Here is a 19,990-nt window from a genome sequence, read left to right as displayed (position 1 = left end):
ACCAACTCTATAGCCATAGCTTATGCACTAAGTGTTTTTGATAGTATAAATTGCAATATCAAGGCTCAAGGCTTTTTTGGTTTTATTTTTAAGTAGTATTTATTAGTCGAACAATTAACGCCCTATAAGCAAATAAACTTAAAACTTCAGGCTAGTCAGCGCATCTGTAGCTTCCCGCTCAGTTAATGCGCCAAAACCGAATCTAAGATAACCATTCTGTTTATGAATAAAGAAATATGGATTTAAAGCTAAATCAGTAAGATCCAACTGTGATGAGTCCCCTAAATTCAGCCAAAAAGCTAAGCCTCCTGCAGGAACATGGAAACTAACCCTGTCACCAAACAGCCGATTTAGCTCAGTAATACAGTGATCACGACGGGCTTTATAAAGTTTTTTACATTTCCGAATATGGCGTTTTACTTCACCTGATTCTAATAATTCAGCCAAGGCAAGCTCTGTTAACGTATTACCTTGTCTATCAATCATTAAAATCTCCTGCACGGCTTGTTTTATTAATTCAGGATTCGCCACTAAATACCCAACTCTAAGCCCTGGGGCAAATACTTTAGATAACGAACCTATATGCAGCACCCGTTCCGCACCTGGCAAACTCGCTAATGGCGGTATGGGTCGGCTATCAAAATGAAATTCATGATCATAATCATCTTCCACTATGTAAAAGCCATAACGAATTGATAACTGCAGTAACAATAAACGCCGTTCCATCACCATTGTGACGGTAGTGGGATAATGATGATGAGGGGTAGTGTAGATAGCCGCCACTTTGTGATTGGTCAATAATTGCTGTAGATGTAAAACATCAAGGCCTTTACTGTCTGTTCTGCAGCGTAATATAGTGAAACCTGCCGCTTCAAAAGCAGCCAACGCAGGAGCGTAAGTAAGCTCCTCAAATATCATTACACCATCAGATGGCTTGATGATACGGGATGCCAAGTAAATGGCCATCTGACTACCTCGAACGGTACAAATATGGGCAGTCGTCAAATGTAAATAACGCTCCTGAACAAGCATTCTCTGTAAGGCGCTACGTAATTCTATCGTTCCCTGAGCATCACCATAACCCAAATACTGCTTACGACTGGCAGCAATTAATGCCCTTCGATACGCCCTCGCTAATAACTCATAGGGAATAAGACGAGCATCTGGAATGCCGTCATTATCTACTTTTGCTCGGCTGTCCAAACTTAACGAAGTAGGAACGGCTTCAATGTCTGCCGTAGCGGTACGTGTAACTAAATGTTGATACTGTTCTGACAAGTGTTGCTCAGGCAATCGTGTTGAAACAAAGGTTCCACGTTTTGCTTCAGCCACCAGCCAGCCCTGCGCAATTAGCTCGTCATACGCCACTTGAACCGTCTTACGATTTAACCCCAATATAGCCGCTAATGATCGCGAGCCAGGTAAAAGTGCACCAGACTCCAGCCGTCCATTTAAAATATCCTCTATAAGTCTATTGACCAACCGAGCATGAGTCGTATCACCAACACTATTCTCTAACCACAACTGCGTTTGCCATGGACGTAGCATAATACTCTCCCCATCTGGACCATTACTAATTATAAATCTGGATGTTATTTCTGGTCCAGATTAGTTTTATTCTGCCTACTCAAGCACGAACTAGGAGTTAAAACATGATGAAAACAGCACACCTAGATAAACAACAATTGATGGCTAATGCGCAACAACAAATGGATTTATTAGTAAACGAAGGGCAATTTAACGACAGACAAAAACTGGCTTTAACTTGTCGTATTTTATATGAGCACGGCCATGATGCTGGTTTAGCCGGACAGGTCACTGCCCGTACTGAATCCAGCAATACATTTATCACACAACAATTCGGACTAGGATTCGATGAGATCACCGCAGACAATTTGCTGGAAGTAAATCAGGATTTGGAACCTGTTGATCAACAAGCAATGCCAAACCCCGCCAATAGATTCCACACTTGGATTTACCAACAACACCCAGAAGTGAATTGCATTATTCACACTCATCCAACTCATGTCGCTGCACTGTCTATGCTCAGAGTTCCGCTGATGGTTGCACAAATGGATACCTGCAGTTTATTTGATGACTGCGCCTTTTTAAGTGATTGGCCAGGAGTTCCTGTTGGTAATGAGGAAGGCATCATTATTTCAAATGCTCTGGGTAAAAAAAGAGCCGTTTTGTTGGCCCATCATGGTCAGCTAGTTGTAGGTAAAACCATTGAAGAAGCCTGTAATCTCGCATTGATGATTGAGCGCGCAGCACGATTACAGCTACTAGCAATGGCAGCAGGACAGATTCAGCCTTTACCGACTGAATTAGCAAAAGAAGCCCATGACTGGCTAACGACTGACCGCCGTAGCAAAGTCAACTTTGCGTATTACGCCAGAAAAGTACTGAAGTCCCACCCTGAATCCATCTAAGGAGATGAAAATGAAACTAACAGGCATTATCGCGTACCCAATTACCCCTTTTACTACAGATAATAATCAACCCGATTTAGAGAAACTGGGACAAAGTTTAGAACTACTGTTACAGCATGGCTGTGACGCTATAGCTCCTCTAGGCAGCACTGGTGAAAGCGCATATTTGAGTTTTTCCGAATGGAAAAAGGTAGCGCAGCATTCAGTTCAAGTTGTGGCAAACCGAGTACCAGTGATCATTGGCATTTCAGAGCTAACAACTGAACAAGCTATTAATAAAGCTCGTTTTGCGGCTCAGATTGGTGCCGATGCTATTATGGTAATACCTGTGTCGTACTGGAAACTCACAGACGATGAAATCTTCGGTTATTATGAAGCTATTGCGGCAACAGTGTCCTTACCTATTATGATTTACAATAATCCGGCTACCAGTGGTGTAGATATGTCGCCTGAATTAATTGTCAAAATGTTTAAGGAAATCCCTAACATCACCATGGTAAAAGAAAGTACTGGTGATATTCAGCGAATGCACAAAATACATCAATTATCAGCTGGAGAGTTACCTTTCTACAATGGTAGCAATCCATTAGCTCTAGAGGCTTTATGTGCAGGTGCTAGTGGTTGGTGTACTGCAGCCCCAAATTTATTAGAGACATTACCAAAGGAGCTTTATACCTTAATTAAAGCAAATGATCTTCAATCTGCGAAAGACTGTTTTTACCGTCAACTGCCTGTACTAAGCTTTATTGTTGCTGGCGGGTTACCTAAAACAATTAAAGCAGGTTTAGCGTTAAAAGGCCTTCAAGTCGGCGAGCCTCGTAAACCTCTGACGGCTGCTAATGAGAAAGATAAAGCTACATTAGCAAAATTACTAAGTATTTAATTTCATAAATACAAAAAAGCTCCGTTATCAAAAATAACGGAGCTTTTAACTGTGCTAATCGACTATCAAGCAGAAACGTTTAGAAGCTTAATCGTCTGCGCGTGCATTAATGTAAGCGCGCTCAGAAATATCATGCCATTCACTCACAGGTGCTAAAAAGCTTTTGAAAGAGTCATAGACTTTTTGACTCTCAGGATCATTCGCAGCCACTTCTTCTAGAGTCTCAGTAGACGCTTTCTTAAGTGCTTCCAACAAGTCTCGAGGGAAAGGCTTAAGAATCACATGATGCTCATTTACCAAGGTTTGCAGCGCAGCATTATTAAGCGCAGTAAACTCGTTGATCATGTCTAAGTTAGCTTGTTGAACCGCAGAGCGCACAATGGCTTTTAAATCTTTTGGCAAGGCTTCAAAAGCGTCTTTATTAAAGATAGCTTCAACAGCAGAACCTGGCTCATGCCAGCCTGGGTAATAATAATATTTCGCCGCTTTATACAAACCAAACGCAAGGTCGTTATAAGGCCCAACCCATTCTGTAGCATCGATTGTCCCAGTTTGAAGCGCGGTGAAAACTTCGCTAGCAGGTAAAGTAATAGGCGATGCACCGACTTTTTTCAGTACTTCTCCACCTAACCCTGGCATACGCATTTTCAAGCCTTGGAAATCGGCTAACGAGTTAATCTCTTTATTAAACCAACCGCCCATTTGCACGCCAGCATTACCAGCTACCATAGGAATTAAGTTAAACGGAGCGTAGATTTCTTCCCACAGCTGTAAACCACCGCCATAGGCAATCCAAGCGTTAAATTCTTGCGCGTTAAAACCAAAAGGAACCGTAGAGAAAAACTGCGCTGCTGGCACTTTTCCTTTCCAGTAATACGCAGTGCCGTGGCCCATTTGCGCTGTGCCACGAGATACCGCATCAAATACCTCTAATGCTGGAACAAGTTCACCTGCGGCATAGACTTTAATATCCAAACGGCCGTTAGACATTTCTTTGATATTATCTGCCAGCGCTTGTGCACCTGTGCCCATTCCAGGCGTATTTTTCGGCCAAGTTGTTACCATTTTCCAATGAATGACATCAACTTTTTGCTCTACCTTTGCGGTTTCTTTTTCTTCAGATCCACCACAGGCAACCAAAGTAGCTGTTATTACACCGACCAGTGCCACTTTTGCCCATATTCTTATTTTGCTCATTCACTTTATCCATTAAGAGACGAATTACATTTATAACTAGCACTTTGCTCGATACGCTTTGTCCAATACAACGAGCAAAACCAACGTGATAAATTAAGCCCTGTTACCAATCGATAGCAGGGCTTAATTGTATCGCTAGCTCTTTATTCCATAAATAACAAACTAATTAATCTGTAGCGCGAGCGTTAATAAATGCACGCTCAGAAATATCATGCCACTCACTAACAGACGTTAAGAAACTAGTGAAGGAGTCATAGACTTTTTGGCTCATAGGATCGTTAGCAGCCACTTCTTTTAGTGTTTCATCAGACGCTATACGCAATGCTTCCAAAAGGTCTTTTGGGAACTTTTTCAAAATAACATGATGTTCATCGACCAAAGTCTTCAAGGCAGCGTTGTTACGAGCTGTTAGTTCACTCAACATATTCAAGTTAGCTTGTTGTGCAGCTGAACGAACAATCTCTTGTAGGTCTTCTGGTAATGCATTGAAAGCGTCTTTGTTAATAAGCGCCTCAACTGCAGAACCTGGCTCTTGCCAACCTGGGTAATAGTAGTATTTCGCTGCTTTGTACAAGCCAAACGCTAGGTCATTGTAAGGACCTACCCACTCAGTGGCATCGATAGTGCCAGTTTGAAGAGCGGTAAACATTTCACTGCCTGGAAGGTTAACCGTCACAGCACCAACTTTCTTCAGTACTTCGCCACCAAGACCTGGCATACGCATTTTTAAGCCTTGGAAATCAGCTAAAGAGTTAATCTCTTTATTGAACCAACCACCCATTTGCGCGCCTGTGTTACCAGCAGCCATCGGAATGATATTAAACGGTGCGTAAACTTCTTCCCACAGTTGTAAACCACCGCCATAAGTAATCCAAGAGTTAAACTCTTGTGCCGTCATACCAAAAGGCACAGACGAGAAAAATTGTACTGCTGGCGCTTTGCCTTTCCAATAATACGCAGAGCTGTGACCCATTTCTGCAGTGCCACGAGATACAGCATCAAACACTTCCAACGCAGGAACAAGCTCACCTGCGGCATAAACTTTAATATCCAAACGACCGTTAGACATTTTAGTAATATTTTTCGCTAGCTCTTCAGCACTTGTACCCAAGCCAGGAAAGTTTTTGGGCCAAGTCGTGACCATTTTCCAGTGAATTGTTTCTACTTTCTTTTCTACTTTAGCCGTTTCTTCCGCTTTCTCTGATCCGCCACAAGCGACCAAAGACAAAGCAAACAAACTAGCAAACGCCAATTTGCCCAATACCATTAAATTACGCATTATTTTCCCTCAGAGAGCCAGTTACTTGATTACTATGAAACCCATGGTCTCAATAGAATCTATCTGTGATATGAAAATAGGGGCAATTAAAACATCGGTTAAATGCCACCTACTTCTGTATTTTTATAATAAATCAGACAGAAAATTGCCCTTAAAATGCATAAAACATTAAAAGGGCAAAAGATGATAAGAATTGTAGGAATCTTGCTCAACTCTTTTTTACAATTTCTCGCGACTAATTCACTTAACAGAGAAATTAGGCGTATAACCCCAAGACATACGCTGACCACTTTCAGCCGACTGCTCCGCCAAACAGATCAAGTAAATCAACTGACAAGCCTGCTCCATCGCAACCGGAGCCTCACCTTTACCCAGAATCGCATCACGTAATTGCGCATAGAAAGCCGCATAATCGCCTTGTGTTGCAGCTTCTTGAATGCTTTCAATATCATCTTGAGAATGCGCGACAAAACGAGTAATTTTTTGCTGAGCGGCTTTCGAAGGAAATTCATCCTGCCATGGCATTTGCCCAGCTCGCAGTGCTTCTTCTTGTGGATCTAAACCCACACATTGCCAGCTGCCTTTAGTAAATCTTGCATTAAAGCGGCGCATGTCACCTGCTTCAAATGGCGTCGACGCTAGACGTACACGTTTGTCATCATAGCCCAACTCCACTTCAAACCAATCGTGCGTTTGGCTACCGTCGCGTAACTTATCAATACTTGCATGCAACCACTTCGGCGGCCCAAATAAACTCAATGCCTGATCTAGAATATGCGGCCCTAAATCCCAAAAAATCCCCGTGCCAACACCCGGCTCTTCACGCCAGCGTGCTTGCGCCGTTGGACGAAACCGATCAAAGCGAGAATCTAAATGCTTCAACTCACCCAACTCAGCGCTTTCAATTAACGCTTTGAGACGCAAAAAGTCGCCATCAAAACGACGATTCTGGTAAACACAAAACACCAAGCCTTTTTGCTTCGCCAAGGCACACAAAGCTTCAATCTGAGATAAACGGGTAACAGAAGGTTTTTCCAGCAATACATGTTTGCCGTTTTCCAACGCCAGCTTTGCTTGATCAAAATGCAAAGCGTTCGGCGTCGTAATCACCACCAAATCCACATCCGGCGCCGCAAACACAGATTCAGCAGACGACACCACCGACACATCAGGCAGAACAGCCCTCACCTCATCCGCCTTCGAACTGCAAACATACGCCATCGTCATGCCAGGATCATTCATCACAAAAGGCGCGTGAAACACCCGCCCAGACAAACCAAAACCAATCAAACCAACACGAATCGCCATGCCCAACTCCTTTTCAACTAAATCATTACAACTCTAAATAGTTTACAACCAATTGAAAAAAAATGCCGCAATTAAAAATATTTACAGTTTTAGACCATTTAACTCATGGATAAATAGCTGGGCTGTAGGAAAGGAACTTAATAAGGGAATAGACGCTAAAGTCTAGCAAAGCAACATGTAGCCACCTTTTAGAAATTATCTCGTTGTCTGATTTGCGCTGACGCGCTGAGCTTGCGAAGTAGGCGCAAGGAAATCAGACAACGAGATACTGCATCTAAACCAAAGCTACAAAACTTCCAATTTAGCGAATGACAACACTAGCCATTTGGTGCCTTCATCATCGAAGTTCACCTGAACTCGTGCTTGTGGGCCTTGGCCTTCGTAGTTGATCACCAAGCCTTCACCAAACACAGGATGATTGACTCGATCACCCATATTCACAGTGACTTCTGGCGCTTTATAACTGTTCAACACGCTGCTGTTTTGCAGTTTGTTCTTTTCAAAGTTGTAATCAGGGCGCTGCAAAGAAACAGGACGGCTAACTTGTGAGCGAAGACGCACTTCTTCCAAACATTCCGGTGGCAACTCTTTAATAAAGCGTGATGGACTGTTAAAAGACTCACTACCAAACAAACGACGAGATTCCGCGTAAGTAATGTAAAGCTTTTCCATTGCTCGAGTAATGCCCACGTAGCAAAGGCGACGTTCTTCTGCGAGTCGTCCCGGTTCTTCGAAAGACATCTTGCTTGGGAAAATATTCTCTTCCACGCCCGTTAGGAACACCAATGGGAACTCTAGACCTTTCGCCGAGTGCAATGTCATCAACTGCACGGCGTCTTGGTACTCGTCGGCTTGAGCATCGCCAGCGTCCAATACGGCTTTATCCAAGAATGCCATCAGTGGAGAGCTAAACTCTTCGTCCTCGTCGCTCCAGCTGAATCCGCCTGCCGCACCAACCAACTCTTTTAAGTTTTCGATACGTGCTTCGCCTTTCTCACCTTTCTCTTTTTCATGGAAAGGAATCAAACCAGCTTCTTCAATGATCTGCTCGAAAATATCATTCAGGTTCAAATCTGGTTGCTGCACAGTGGTACTCAAACCTTCAATAAGGTGCAAAAATGCCTTGATTGCATTGGTCGCACGGCCTGTCATCAAAGACTGACGCACGACTTCTTGCGCGGCCTGCCACATAGAACAGCCATTATCTCGCGCGATTTCACGTAATGTACCGATACTACGTTCGCCAATACCACGAGGTGGTACATTGATGACTCGTTCCATGGCACCGTCGTCATTTGGATCCAACGCCAAACGTGCGTAAGCCAAGGCATTTTTGATTTCAAGACGGTCGTAGAATCTGTGCCCACCATAAATTCGATAAGCAATCTGTTCCCTAACAAGGCATTCCTCTATGACGCGTGACTGAGCATTGGAACGATAGAGAATCGCCATATCAGTCAGAGAGGTTCCCTTGTCGCGCCATTGTTTGATGATGCCAATGATAAAACGCGCTTCGTCTTGTTCGTTAAAGCCTGCGTACAGCGAGATTGGATCGCCTTCACCGCTGTCGGTCCAAAGCTCTTTTCCCAAACGATCATCATTATGTTTGATCAGGCCATTCGCCGCATTCAGGATATGGCCAGTTGAGCGATAATTTTGCTCCAAGCGAATGGTGCCAACGTCTTTAAAATCTTTGGTGAAGTTTTGGATGTTTTCAATTTTTGCGCCACGCCAACCGTAAATCGATTGGTCATCATCGCCCACGGCGGTAATCGTACCTTGGCTACCCACCATAATACGTAACCAAGCGTATTGGATGGTGTTGGTATCTTGGAACTCGTCCACCAGCACATGGCGAAAGCGCTCTTGATAATGGCGTAACAAGGCTGGCGTGCTAAGCATTAGCTCATGAGCGCGCAATAGCAATTCACCGAAATCTAATAATCCGCCACGTTCACAAGCTTCTTCGTAATGGTAATACAGCTCGCGCATGCCTTTGGAGAAAGGATCATGGCTATCTGGTACATGAGCTGCTCGTCGTCCTTCGTCTTTTTGCGCGTTGATAAACCAAGACACTTGCTTCGGCGGCCAGCGAGTATCATCAATACTCAATTCGCGCATAATACGTTTGATTAATCGCAGTTGATCATCGCTGTCCATTATCTGGAAATTTTCTTTTAGTCCCGCATCACGCCAATGGGCACGCAAGAGTCGATGTGCCAAACCGTGGAAGGTGCCAACCCACATGCCTTGCGGCGGAACACCCACCAACTGTTCGATACGGCCTTGCATCTCGCGAGCAGCTTTATTGGTAAAGGTTACCGCCATCAGGCTGTAGGGAGACAACTCGTAAGCGTGCATCAGCCATGCGATCCGGTGCACTAGGACTCGGGTTTTTCCTGACCCAGCGCCAGCCAAAACAAGGCTATTCTGCAAAGGCGCTGCGACGGCTTCTCGCTGCTTGTCATTCAGTGAGTCGAGGATAAAAGAAACGTCCATTACATTCCGCCATAATAATTAATAAATTTGTAACAAAAAACGCGTAAAAATAAGTTGATTTTCATTCTATTTGGGTTTTTTATTAGCTTGAAATAAGTGATCTGTCTATTTTGACTTTTTTTAACTGTCGATGACAGCGATCTATGCACTTCAATGTCGTCGAACGTCCAAAAGGGTATAACGATGAGCGATTTTGCTGAAACACTAACTGAAGTAAAAACCGACATAATGCACGCTTCCATTAGCTTGGATAATGAAACAAAAGAACGGAATCAAAAGGAAGACGCGGTACGTATGTTAAAAGCCAGACGTGCAATTGAACAGCATTTAGAAGAAAAACGTTTGCACCATGATATCTCTAACGGTTGGGACGATTAATTTCCCTGCTCATTAGTTGATACTTAAAGTGAACTAAATACGACCTAGCTATCTTGCTAGGTCAACGTTTTTTTACACTCAAAAACATCCCTCTCAGCAACCAACGTGTTGTGATATTACTCTATCGGCCTCAAAAAGCGGCTTTATTTAGAATAAGCCGCAACATTTCTACACAGTTAATTCTTGCCCTTTTCCGCCAACTTATAGCGGTTACTCACATGTTGGAGTACCATACGGTCTGATTTTTATATCTTCTAATCCATAATAAAAAAAGCAAATAACCCTCTTGGGGGAGTTACCATGTTTGAACATATCCAAGCTGCTCCGGCAGACCCAATTCTTGGCCTGAATGACGCTTACAGAAATGATCCAAATCCCAATAAAATTAACTTGGGCGTTGGTGTTTATAAAGATGAACAAGGCAATACACCTATTTTAAAATCAGTCAAACAAGCAGAAGAACGTTTGTTGGCTCAAGAAAAAACCAAAAGCTATTTAAGTATCGAAGGCGCACCCGCTTATCGATCTGCCGTGCAAACGCTTTTATTTGGTAAAGAACACAATATTATTACCAAACAGCTTGCTCAAACAGCCCATACCCCTGGCGGCACAGGCGCATTACGCGTCGCAGCAGAATTCATTAAAAAACATTTACCAGAAGCGACAATTTGGGTCAGCAACCCAACTTGGGCAAACCATCAGGCGGTCTTTCAATCCGTTGGTTTAGAAGTTGGCAGCTATGCTTACTATAATGCTGATAACAAATCTTTAGACTTTGAAGCCATGCTTGCGAGCTTGTCTCAAGTTCCTGAAGGCGATGTAGTGTTGTTTCATGGCTGCTGCCACAACCCAACTGGTATAGATCCAACACCAGAACAGTGGTATCAATTGGCTAAGCTATGTAGCAAACAAGGCTTCTTGCCATTGTTTGACTTTGCTTATCAAGGCTTTGGCCAAGGCTTAAAGGAAGATGCTCAAGGCTTACGTACTTTCTTAGAGCACGTCCCTGAAATGCTGATTGCTAGTTCGTTCTCCAAGAACTTTGGTCTGTACAACGAACGTGTTGGCGCACTGACTATTTTGTGTGAAACCGCTGAACAAGCTGAAACAGCGTTCACACAAATCAAACGCTGTATTCGCACCAACTACTCAAATCCGCCATCTCATGGCTCAGCAGTTGTCGCCGAAATCCTTAATGATGCCGAGCTGTTCGCATTATGGGAAAGCGAAGTAAAAGCCATGCGTACTCGTATTCATGAAATGCGTAGCTTGTTTGTGAATACACTACGAATCAAAGGCGTTAGCCAAGATTTTTCGTTTATTTCGCATCAGCAAGGCATGTTCTCTTTTTCTGGTCTGACACCAGATCAAGTTGCTCAGTTGCGTAAAGAGTACGGCATTTACATTGTTGGCTCAGGACGTATCAGTGTTGCAGGTATGACTCATGAAAACATGGGTCCACTTTGTGATGCTATTGCCGCGATTTTAAAGGGCTAGGCTAACATTTAGTCGCTACTGCGCAATTCTAAAAAACGGCTTCAAACTTTCATGTTGAAGCCGTTTTTTTATGTCGATTGTTTTTGTTTGTTGTTTTATCGCTAAAGAGGCTGTTACCTTATGGATTCGCTTTTTTCTATCTTCACAGGAGCCATCAATGACCGCCACACTGATTTACTGCTACGACCCTATGTGCAGCTGGTGTTGGGGATTCCGCCCTACTTGGACCAAGCTACAAAAATCCCTACAAGACTTAGTCGATGCAGATCAATTAACCATTCAACCCATGCTTGGAGGGCTTGCCATAGACTCTGATGTCGCTATGCCAGATGAAATGAAAAGCAAACTAGAAAGCACTTGGAAAAACATTCAAGCGTCATTAGGAACCAAGTTTAATTTTGATTTCTGGAAAACAGCTGCACCACGACGCTCGACTTACCCAGCATGCAGAGCCTGTTATGTCGCAAGAGATACGGGATTAGAGGAAGAGATGTATCACGCCATCCAAGAGGCGTATTACCTAAAAGCCAGAAATCCATCAGACTTAGACACTCTCATTGAATGCGCTGAGCAAATAGGCATGAATGCAGACGGTTTTCAGAAAACCATGCAGCACGTTAAAAATGAACGTTTATTGGAAGAAGAAATAGAGCAAGCTCGACATCTTGGCTTAAATTCATTCCCTTCTTTAGCCTTACTTATAGGCGATAAGCTCACGCCTATTCCACTAGACTACAAAGACCATTCAAGCATGTTAAATGCCATAAAAAAGGCGCTGTCTTAGCGCCTTAGTCACTTAAATCACATCAGTTCTATAAATATAAATCAACGAACTAAAATATAACTCTTCACTGTCCGAGCTATCGCAGCTGCTGAAACAACATATAGCAAAGGTAAAGCGAGCTTATAATCGTTGCCATCTACAAACACCATAATGCACGCAATAACTAGCAGACTCAGCGTAAATAGGTGCACATAGGCACACAAACCAAACTTCCATTTTGCTGTGATCATCACACCACCAACACCTAAAACCACACCCAATGCGCCACCAACTAAAACATCCATTGGCCAATGCACACCAATCAACACTCGACTCAAGGCAACCAATACCGCCAACAGGATAAACGTCGCTTTAGCATAAGCATTTTGAACGTAGCAAAAACACACACTTGCTAATAAGAATGCCGTTAAACTATGGCCAGAAGGAAAGCTACGTGCTTTATAGGCTCTGCCCAAAAGATTAAAGGTTTCAGGATCAAGCACTGCCGGTGGACGCGGCATCGCAAAATAATCCTTAAGTAAGTTAACTACGATGGCACCAAGTAATGTGGTGAATAGAACAGTCCAATGAAAACGAATATTGCGGCAAGAAAATAACAGCACTAGGGCCAACAAAAATACGCCATCTCCAAATACCGTCATATTTTCCAATAAGAAAGAAGGTATGTAGGTGCTAAAACTATTTATTTCCATAAAGCCAAAGTGATAACCACCAAGAACGTTACCAATCATGGCAGTGCTTGCTAATACAACGGCAACCAAAAGCAAAATTTGAATACTAGATTGAGGAACAACAGCCTTGCTTGATCTCGCTTGATCTAGCAGCGATTTATAATTGGTCGACATTTTAGTTAAGTGACAACGCATATAATCCCTATTCCTTTTGGCAAAACATAAATAAATATAAAACTTCAATATTCACATTTTATGCATATTGGATGAAAAATAAGTGAAATATGAATTAAAGATATGTAGCTAAAGGAATGTTTATCTTTTTTTTTGTGATTTTGTGTAAGGTTAGCAAACAAAAGGTAAAAGAAGGATTGATGATCATGATGAAATCCCCGTTAATAGGCGAATAATCACGAGTTATTTTTCCATCTAGGTTTTTCTTCGCTAGATTTTCCTTAATCTAGGAACAACAAGGTCAACAGGAATACATATCCCAAATGAAGCGTAACCACACTATTTTGTCCCGATTCACTTCGGGGCTATGTTCTTTCTTCAGACAGGGTTTTAGAACAAAACCTAGTACTTCAAGCTTTGTTATTTTGCTAACGCTACTAAATACAGCGCTATATAACTGGCCTTTGTTTTCTTTTTCGATAAAAAATCTAGATGGCTTTACGCTGAATAGCTTGCAAACTCTTATGACCGTTTTTGCCGCTATTTATCTAGTCACCACTCTTGTGCTTTATGTTTTGTTTATTTTATCTAGACGCTTAGGTAAAGCTGTGTGTATGGTGTTTGCACTTGCAAACTCATTGGCAGTGTATTTCGTGGTGACCTATAACGTCATCTTAGACAGAACCATGATAGGCAATATTTTTAACACCCAATATTCAGAATCTGGACAATTTTTAAGCCCAAAGCTGGCCATTTATTTTATTCTGCTTGGCGTCTTACCAGCTTGGTTAATCATTCGTGCATCGGTTCAAAAAACCTCAAGAATACGATTATTCGCGCATCTCATTATCACCGTCATAGTCACGTCTACTTGGATTTGGCAGTCACAAAGTCATTGGCTATGGATTGATGATCATGCCAAACAATTAGGTGGCCGAATCATGCCATGGTCTTACGTAGGTAATACGATTCGCTATCAAAACCAGTTAGCGAAAGAAAATGTAGTACAAACTCTATTACCAGATGCCACCTTTGGTTCAAATGAAAAAACCGTTGTGGTGTTAGTCATTGGTGAATCAGCGCGAGCGGAGAATTTTTCCCTATACGGCTATGACAAACCAACCAATCCTTTGCTAACCGCATCTGAAAATGTCGTTACCTTAAAAAATGCGACCTCTTGCGCCACTTACACTACCGAATCTGTGAAATGTATTCTTTCACACAATAACCCAAGTGGTAGTTTCTCCGAGCAATTTGAACCTTTGCCAAGTTACCTGCAAAGACAAGGTATTGACGTTTTTTGGCGCTCCAAAAACTGGGGAGAACCACCAATTAAAGTGGCCAGCTATTTAAGTTCAGGGGATTTGAAAAAGAACTGTGAAGGCAGTGAATGCGACTATGACGGCGTGTTATTAAGTCATCTAGCTGAGCAAATTCAGGCATCAGATAAACAAAAAGTCTTTGTTGTTCTGCATCAAACAGGCAGTCATGGACCATCTTATTACAGCAAATATCCAAAAGAATTTGAGGTCTTTAAACCTATTTGTCGTTCGGTCGAGCTTAGTAACTGCACACAAGAGGAGCTAATTAACGCCTACGATAATACCGTCTTATATAACGATCATTTCTTAGATCAGTTACGCAAAACTTTAGAAGGATTGAAAGACACCTCCAGCGCTTATCTTTATGTATCTGACCATGGAGAGTCACTTGGCGAAGGTGGTATTTATTTACATGGAACACCTTATTCCATTGCACCTGAGCAACAATTCAAAGTGCCGTTCTTTGTGTGGATGTCGCCATCTTTTATTGATCAGAGGCATATCTCTATCGATAAACTAAGAGCACGAGAACAAAGCACCCAAGCGAATATTTTCCATAGTGTCATGGGTGCCTTTGATATGAACAGCGAAATCTATAATAAAGACCTAGATATGTTCAGGGCTGCGCGCCAACAATAGCCATAGACTAGCGAATAAACAATAAAGGCCAGTAAATCTGGCCTTTATTGTTTTTGTCATTTTCTAGAAAACATGACTCTTTTTGGGCTCTAACCAAAGTCGTGATTAATTAAATCCAACATCGGGTTATAAAGTGGTTCTGTTGTGGCATTACGAGACTTTTTAGCTTCCTTCTCAGGCTGCGCTAAATCACTTTCTATCGCTTCGACAAGCTCTTCTGTTTGCTCGCTCTCTTCCACTGGCTCAAGAGTCTCTACAGCTTGTTCTTCTATCTTTTCAATGACTGTTTCTACAGGCTCAACCGCTAATTTAGCTTCATCAACGACCAAATGCTCCGCCAGAGCTTTTGCTAACGGTTCCACATCGTCCAAGGTGACATTCACCGCCAACCAATGATTAGCGTCGGCTTCATGGCTAACCAAGGCTCCGGGCACAATCGCGTGGCGGAAACTGGCTAGCAATGCAGTCATACTGGCAACATCTAATGGTTTCGATAAACGCATCCAAAGTGACATACCACCTTTGCTAGCAGCAAAACTAACATGCTCGCCGAGACACGTTTCTAGGTGCGCTTTAACGCGCTCAGAATTAGCCCAAACCTCTCTCGCGCGTTTCATTAATGAGCGCTTACTATGTGGCTGTAACGCATCACTCAAGGCCATTTGTTGCGCATCGCTTAACGCCATATCAGCGCCTAAGAAAGCGCCTTCCAACAAAGCTTGATGTTTACCAGGCAAACACCAGCTTGCAGAGCGATCTACACCTTTTGATTCCACGCCGCCGATATAAACAATCTGATCAGACGAATCCAGTGACTTGTAGGTCATCATAGATCCAGCGCGATACGCCAAATGTGAGCACAAATCCCACTCAATCACTGGCAGCTTGGTTTCTTCAATAATTGCTAACCAGCGACGCAGACTTAAATTACTCACCAACTGGCCAGCAGGAAACGAGAACTGTCCCGGCAATACAATCAGACGAATGGATTTATCTCGTAAGCAACGAATCGCTAAATCTAAATCGACGCCGCGTTCACCTGCTGTCAGGGCAATCACTTGTCGTCCTAAGCTTTGTAATGTAGTAGTAATCCGCGGATCACAAGGCGTTAACACCAACACGCTATCGCCACGTTGAGTCAGTGTTTGCAAGGTTTGAGTGAAGATTGCTAAAGGAGAACGTCCTAGCCAAAGATGTGATGCATGAGCTTTGATACCAAGCCCTTTTAAATGCTCACTAACGGCTTCACGGGCCGCTAAATGGCCTTTACCCAATACAGGCAGATGGACTTCTTCCTGACGCACTGCAGGGCTTAAAAAAGTATCGCTTTGATCAACCAAGGCCGCTCGATGCGCAAGACATGCCCAAGCTGGCTTAGTACCGTCTTTGGCGAGTTCACGTAATTCTTCGCCAGCCAATAACAATGCCGGTTTTGTCTCGCTACGGTGACAAACAAAGTAACCAGATTTAGGCCGAGACTCGATCCAACCATCTTCGCTTAACAACTCATAACCATGTATGACCGTATTTAAGCTCAGGCCCAATTGTTTCGATAAAGCTCGTAAGGACGGCATTTTATCACCGGGCACAATGGCCTCTTGTGACATCTGATCCAAGAACCAATCCACCACACCTTTATATAAAAAATCCGCCACCGTTTTGTACCTTTTCTAGTTTGTCATCTAGTATCTGTTATCAATCATTATAGTTGTCTTAAAAAAACGCAAGTAAAAGCCCAATAATTCACGATTTTGATGGGAGTTAAGGTACAATTTCACCAATTTAGCGCAGATTTCATGACTTTTGGTTCAGACTTTTAAGCCACTAGCATCACCAATTAAAATCCGCCCATTGTTAAAAACCAAAGTAGACAACCCTAAAGTAGAGTATTCATGGCTTTTGACCCATCCTCGCTTCGTCACCTATTCCCAATTTTGGCGCAGTCAGCCTATGATCATCCGCTAACCTATTTAGATAATGCAGCGACGACGCAAAAGCCGTTGCCAGTATTGGATGCAATTCAGGACTATTACCGAAGCTTTAACGCCAATGTTCATCGTGGTGCGCACTTCCTTAGCGACCGAGCAACCAACCGTTTTGAGCAAGCCCGAGACACGATCGCAAGCTTTATTAATGCGCCAGAACAAAGCCATGTGATTTGGACAAAAGGCGCGACAGAAGCCATCAATACGGTCGCTTTTGGTTTAGAGCATCTGCTCGAAAAAGGCGATGAGATACTCATCACTAGTTTAGAACATCACGCCAACCTAGTGCCTTGGCAGCAATTAGCCTTTCGCACTGGCGCTCGATTACGCATTCTGCCATTAACATCCAATGGCGAATGGGAGCCCGAATTCAGCCACTACTTCACGGATCGCACGCGTATTTTTGCGGCGACACAGATTTCCAATGCCATCGGCGTAAGCACACCGCTGCAAACAATGCTCGATCATGCCAAGCAACAAGGCGCTTTTACCCTTGTCGATGGCGCTCAAGCCGTGGCGCACTATCCTATTGATGTGCAAATATTAGACTGTGACTTCTATATCTTCTCTGGCCACAAGATGTATGGCCCAACGGGTATTGGCGTGTTATATGGCAAAAGCCACGCTTTGGAAGTTCTGCTGCCCTACCAAACGGGCGGCGAAATGGTGCGTCATGTTTCGTATCAAGCCACAGAGTTCAATGTGCTTCCTTATCGCTTGGAAGCAGGAACGCCACACATCGAAGGCGTTATTGGCTTGGCGGCGGCCTGTGATTTTCTTAACGCTCAGGATCGTCTGGCGTTATTAGCTTGGGAACAATCCCTCGCCATGCACGTATATTCACGTCTTCATAAAGAAGGTGGCATCGAAATTTATTCGCCCGAGAAAAACACTACTTTGGTTTCACTAAGTGTACCCAATATTCATATCTTGGATTTGAACGCTTACCTAGATAGCCAAGGTGTAGCGGTTCGAGCTGGCAGCCACTGTGCCCATCCGTTAATGGCACAACTTGGTGTTGCTGGAACCTTGCGTGCCTCTTTCGCCTGTTACAACACCATGGAAGAAGCTAATCGTTTCTGCGATGTTCTTCTAGAAGCCATAGACCTATTAAACGATGAGTAACACTATGACGGACTCTTTAGGACAACAAAAGCCAGTAAACATAAAAGCCCTGCTGCAAGCTTGCCGTAGCAAAGAAGAAACCTTTAAGGCTTTGGTGACGTTAAGCAAAACCTTACCGCGCTTGTCTGCTGAAAAAAAAACCGAAGAAAACAAGGTAAAAGGCTGCGAAAGTGCCGTTTGGCTAGTCGTTGAAGAAAGTCATGGCATACGCCACTTCAAAGCCGACAGCGACGCCAAACTTATGCGCGGTGTATTAGTCGCCATATTGAGCTTAGTAGAAGGAAAAATGCTAGCGGATATTCAAAAAATGGACCTCAAAGCAGAGCTAGCCGAGCTTAACTTATCAAGTTACCTAACCAGCTCTAGAACCAATGGTGTGTTAGCGATTTTGAACAAAATCAACACGGTATAAGGTTTAGATACCTTTTCTTTTACTTCACAATACCTGTTACTTAACTTTTATTTACCAAGATCAATGACAATCCAAAGCCTATAAATATTCCGCCAGTTAATCGATGAAAGATCCGGTTAATATTATCTCTCGCTAAATACTGGCTAATTGATGTGGTTGCTAACGCATAAATACTCAGCCCAACAAAAGAGCAACAGGCAAATGTCCCTGCTAATAGACAGAATTGCGGCAGAACGGCTTGATTTAAATCGATAAACTGAGGAAACACCGCAGTATAAAATGCGATGGCTTTCGGGTTACTCATTCCAACTACATACGCTTCCATAAAAAGTTTTTTGCCGGAACCCAATGACTTAGAATCCGTTTGTGTATCAGGTTTCGTATATCGAGACTTCCAAGCTTTAACACCAAGATATATTAAGTATAAGCCGCCAATAACTTTGATCAGGCTAAACAGTAAATCAGAAGCCAGAATAATAGCTCCCAACCCTGCAGCCGATAAACTGGCTAGCGTCATGACTGCCGCAATATTTCCTGCAATGCCTCGCAAGGATTGCCAAAAGCCAAAGCTGGCGGAGTTTTTTATAGCAAGTAACATCGCTGGGCCAGGTGAAAAAGTCGCCACTAAGCAAATCAATAAAAACAACCAATAATCCATTTTCATTTTCCTTCTTTTATCTTAGTTAAAACCTATCATTACCATCTTGCTCTAAATTATTAATCTTGGTTTTTCCCAATATTTTCAATAACACATTACGGCAAGATCTTAACACTGGGTACAAAATAGCAGCGACTTTTTTGGAACTAAACAGCCAATAATTCAAGCGGTTAAACACTCCAGATCGGCCGCTAAGCAAGGCTAAAAGATGGATTGCATCCGCGCCATAGTAAAGCTGTCCATCCATTTTCAAGACCATGCCTTGATCTATGTCTAAGCCTTTAGCATTAACTTCTACCATAACCTCTGGATTGTCGCGAGCATCAATGAGTACTAACTCTCCGACGCTTTGACGTATACGAACTATTTGGCAATAAAAATGGCAGGCGGGACATTCTTTGTCATAGATGAGCAGAATCTGCTTGTTTGTCATGCATCAACCAGCTGATAAGAGATCAAATACAGCTCTTGAATCCCTGGGTAAATGTCCTGAATCACTTCCCTCAATTCATCCAAGGTCATGTTTTCTTGCTCGGCATGATAATCCGTTAGAGCGTCAAACAAGACCGGCTCGACAGACAATATTTTTAATCGACAAAACTCACGACCGTCTTCGAAGGTAAACACAGTCACAACTGAGTCAGGGACATAGTGCTTTTCAGCTACATCACGCAAGGTAATGGTCTTCTTGCCAGATAGAATATCGGCCTCAAAGCGTTCAAAGAAAGTCATGGTTGTCGGTGTCAT

The 19,990-nt window shown here is 43.0% G+C and carries 18 protein-coding genes; 8 read left to right on the top strand and 10 right to left on the bottom strand.

Annotation, left to right across the window (positions count from 1 at the left end):
* Positions 1 to 138 precede the first annotated feature (138 nt).
* The gene (locus BUA59_RS08855) at positions 139 to 1,548 is read right to left on the bottom strand and encodes an aminotransferase-like domain-containing protein (RefSeq protein ID WP_072839354.1); all 1,410 of its coding nucleotides are present in this window, start codon (positions 1,546 to 1,548) and stop codon (positions 139 to 141) included.
* 104 nt (positions 1,549 to 1,652) lie between these two features.
* Between BUA59_RS08855 and BUA59_RS08850 the strand changes: the two genes are divergently transcribed.
* Together BUA59_RS08850 and BUA59_RS08845 are read left to right on the top strand one after the other, a co-directional pair.
* Complete coding sequence (locus BUA59_RS08850; RefSeq protein WP_245813119.1) at positions 1,653 to 2,432, top strand: aldolase; 780 nt, start codon at positions 1,653 to 1,655, stop codon at positions 2,430 to 2,432.
* A gap of 10 nt (positions 2,433 to 2,442) precedes the next feature.
* Positions 2,443 to 3,315, top strand: a complete 873-nt coding sequence (locus BUA59_RS08845; RefSeq protein WP_072839353.1) for a dihydrodipicolinate synthase family protein — start codon at positions 2,443 to 2,445, stop codon at positions 3,313 to 3,315.
* 87 nt (positions 3,316 to 3,402) lie between these two features.
* Here BUA59_RS08845 and BUA59_RS08840 read toward each other — a convergent pair whose 3' ends face one another.
* The 4 genes from BUA59_RS08840 to uvrD all read right to left on the bottom strand — a co-directional run bounded on the left by BUA59_RS08840 (position 3,403) and on the right by uvrD (position 9,598).
* A complete protein-coding gene (locus tag BUA59_RS08840) occupies positions 3,403 to 4,512 on the bottom strand; it encodes a TRAP transporter substrate-binding protein (protein WP_072839352.1) in 1,110 nt (369 codons plus the stop codon).
* A gap of 166 nt (positions 4,513 to 4,678) precedes the next feature.
* Entirely contained in the window at positions 4,679 to 5,791 is a 1,113-nt protein-coding gene (locus BUA59_RS08835) for a TRAP transporter substrate-binding protein (protein ID WP_072839351.1), read from the bottom strand.
* Positions 5,792 to 6,031: 240 nt separating this feature from the next.
* A complete protein-coding gene (locus tag BUA59_RS08830; RefSeq protein ID WP_072839350.1) occupies positions 6,032 to 7,099 on the bottom strand; it encodes an oxidoreductase in 1,068 nt (355 codons plus the stop codon).
* Positions 7,100 to 7,384: 285 nt separating this feature from the next.
* Positions 7,385 to 9,598: a DNA helicase II gene (uvrD, locus tag BUA59_RS08825; protein WP_072839349.1), complete on the bottom strand. Its 2,214-nt coding sequence runs from the start codon at positions 9,596 to 9,598 to the stop codon at positions 7,385 to 7,387.
* A 183-nt stretch (positions 9,599 to 9,781) separates the two neighbouring features.
* Here uvrD and BUA59_RS08820 point away from each other — a divergent pair, with 183 nt between their 5' ends.
* The 3 genes from BUA59_RS08820 (at position 9,782) to BUA59_RS08810 (ending at position 12,257) form a co-directional block, all read left to right on the top strand.
* Complete coding sequence (locus BUA59_RS08820) at positions 9,782 to 9,976, top strand: PA3496 family putative envelope integrity protein (RefSeq protein WP_072839348.1); 195 nt, start codon at positions 9,782 to 9,784, stop codon at positions 9,974 to 9,976.
* Between the two features lie 300 nt (positions 9,977 to 10,276).
* Positions 10,277 to 11,473 (top strand): amino acid aminotransferase, encoded by a 1,197-nt coding sequence (locus BUA59_RS08815; protein WP_072839347.1) that lies wholly within the window; start codon positions 10,277 to 10,279, stop codon positions 11,471 to 11,473.
* Between the two features lie 157 nt (positions 11,474 to 11,630).
* A complete protein-coding gene (locus BUA59_RS08810; protein ID WP_072839346.1) occupies positions 11,631 to 12,257 on the top strand; it encodes a DsbA family protein in 627 nt (208 codons plus the stop codon).
* 41 nt (positions 12,258 to 12,298) lie between these two features.
* Here BUA59_RS08810 and BUA59_RS08805 read toward each other — a convergent pair whose 3' ends face one another.
* On the bottom strand, positions 12,299 to 13,123 hold the full coding sequence (locus BUA59_RS08805; RefSeq protein WP_072839345.1) for a phosphatase PAP2 family protein: 825 nt from the start codon (positions 13,121 to 13,123) through the stop codon (positions 12,299 to 12,301).
* A 302-nt stretch (positions 13,124 to 13,425) separates the two neighbouring features.
* Between BUA59_RS08805 and eptA the strand changes: the two genes are divergently transcribed.
* Complete coding sequence (gene eptA, locus BUA59_RS08800) at positions 13,426 to 15,063, top strand: phosphoethanolamine--lipid A transferase EptA (RefSeq protein WP_072839344.1); 1,638 nt, start codon at positions 13,426 to 13,428, stop codon at positions 15,061 to 15,063.
* Between the two features lie 89 nt (positions 15,064 to 15,152).
* Here eptA and BUA59_RS08795 read toward each other — a convergent pair whose 3' ends face one another.
* On the bottom strand, positions 15,153 to 16,718 hold the full coding sequence (locus tag BUA59_RS08795; RefSeq protein WP_072839343.1) for a GntR family transcriptional regulator: 1,566 nt from the start codon (positions 16,716 to 16,718) through the stop codon (positions 15,153 to 15,155).
* A 237-nt stretch (positions 16,719 to 16,955) separates the two neighbouring features.
* Between BUA59_RS08795 and BUA59_RS08790 the strand changes: the two genes are divergently transcribed.
* Both BUA59_RS08790 and BUA59_RS08785 read left to right on the top strand, forming a co-directional pair.
* Positions 16,956 to 18,173, top strand: coding sequence for an aminotransferase class V-fold PLP-dependent enzyme (locus BUA59_RS08790; RefSeq protein WP_072839342.1), 1,218 nt, complete (start codon positions 16,956 to 16,958; stop codon positions 18,171 to 18,173).
* Positions 18,174 to 18,177: 4 nt separating this feature from the next.
* Positions 18,178 to 18,585 carry a SufE family protein gene (locus BUA59_RS08785; protein WP_072839341.1) on the top strand — a complete coding sequence of 136 codons (408 nt, stop codon included), beginning with the start codon at positions 18,178 to 18,180 and terminating at the stop codon, positions 18,583 to 18,585.
* 40 nt (positions 18,586 to 18,625) lie between these two features.
* Here the strand turns inward: BUA59_RS08785 and BUA59_RS08780 are convergent, their stop codons facing one another.
* The 3 genes from BUA59_RS08780 to yqfB are packed head-to-tail and all read right to left on the bottom strand — an operon-like array spanning position 18,626 to position 19,990.
* Complete coding sequence (locus BUA59_RS08780) at positions 18,626 to 19,243, bottom strand: LysE family translocator (RefSeq protein ID WP_072839340.1); 618 nt, start codon at positions 19,241 to 19,243, stop codon at positions 18,626 to 18,628.
* A gap of 25 nt (positions 19,244 to 19,268) precedes the next feature.
* On the bottom strand, positions 19,269 to 19,676 hold the full coding sequence (locus BUA59_RS08775; protein WP_072839339.1) for a DCC1-like thiol-disulfide oxidoreductase family protein: 408 nt from the start codon (positions 19,674 to 19,676) through the stop codon (positions 19,269 to 19,271).
* Entirely contained in the window at positions 19,673 to 19,990 is a 318-nt protein-coding gene (gene yqfB / locus BUA59_RS08770) for a N(4)-acetylcytidine aminohydrolase (RefSeq protein ID WP_072839338.1), read from the bottom strand. The genes BUA59_RS08775 and yqfB overlap by 4 nt, the downstream gene beginning before the upstream one ends.

It is taken from the genome of Marinomonas polaris DSM 16579 (genome assembly GCF_900129155.1).
In the GTDB taxonomy this organism is placed as follows: domain Bacteria; phylum Pseudomonadota; class Gammaproteobacteria; order Pseudomonadales; family Marinomonadaceae; genus Marinomonas; species Marinomonas polaris.
The sequence above is the reverse complement of the archived record's forward strand: the minus strand, read 5'-3'. Positions and strand labels throughout refer to the sequence as shown.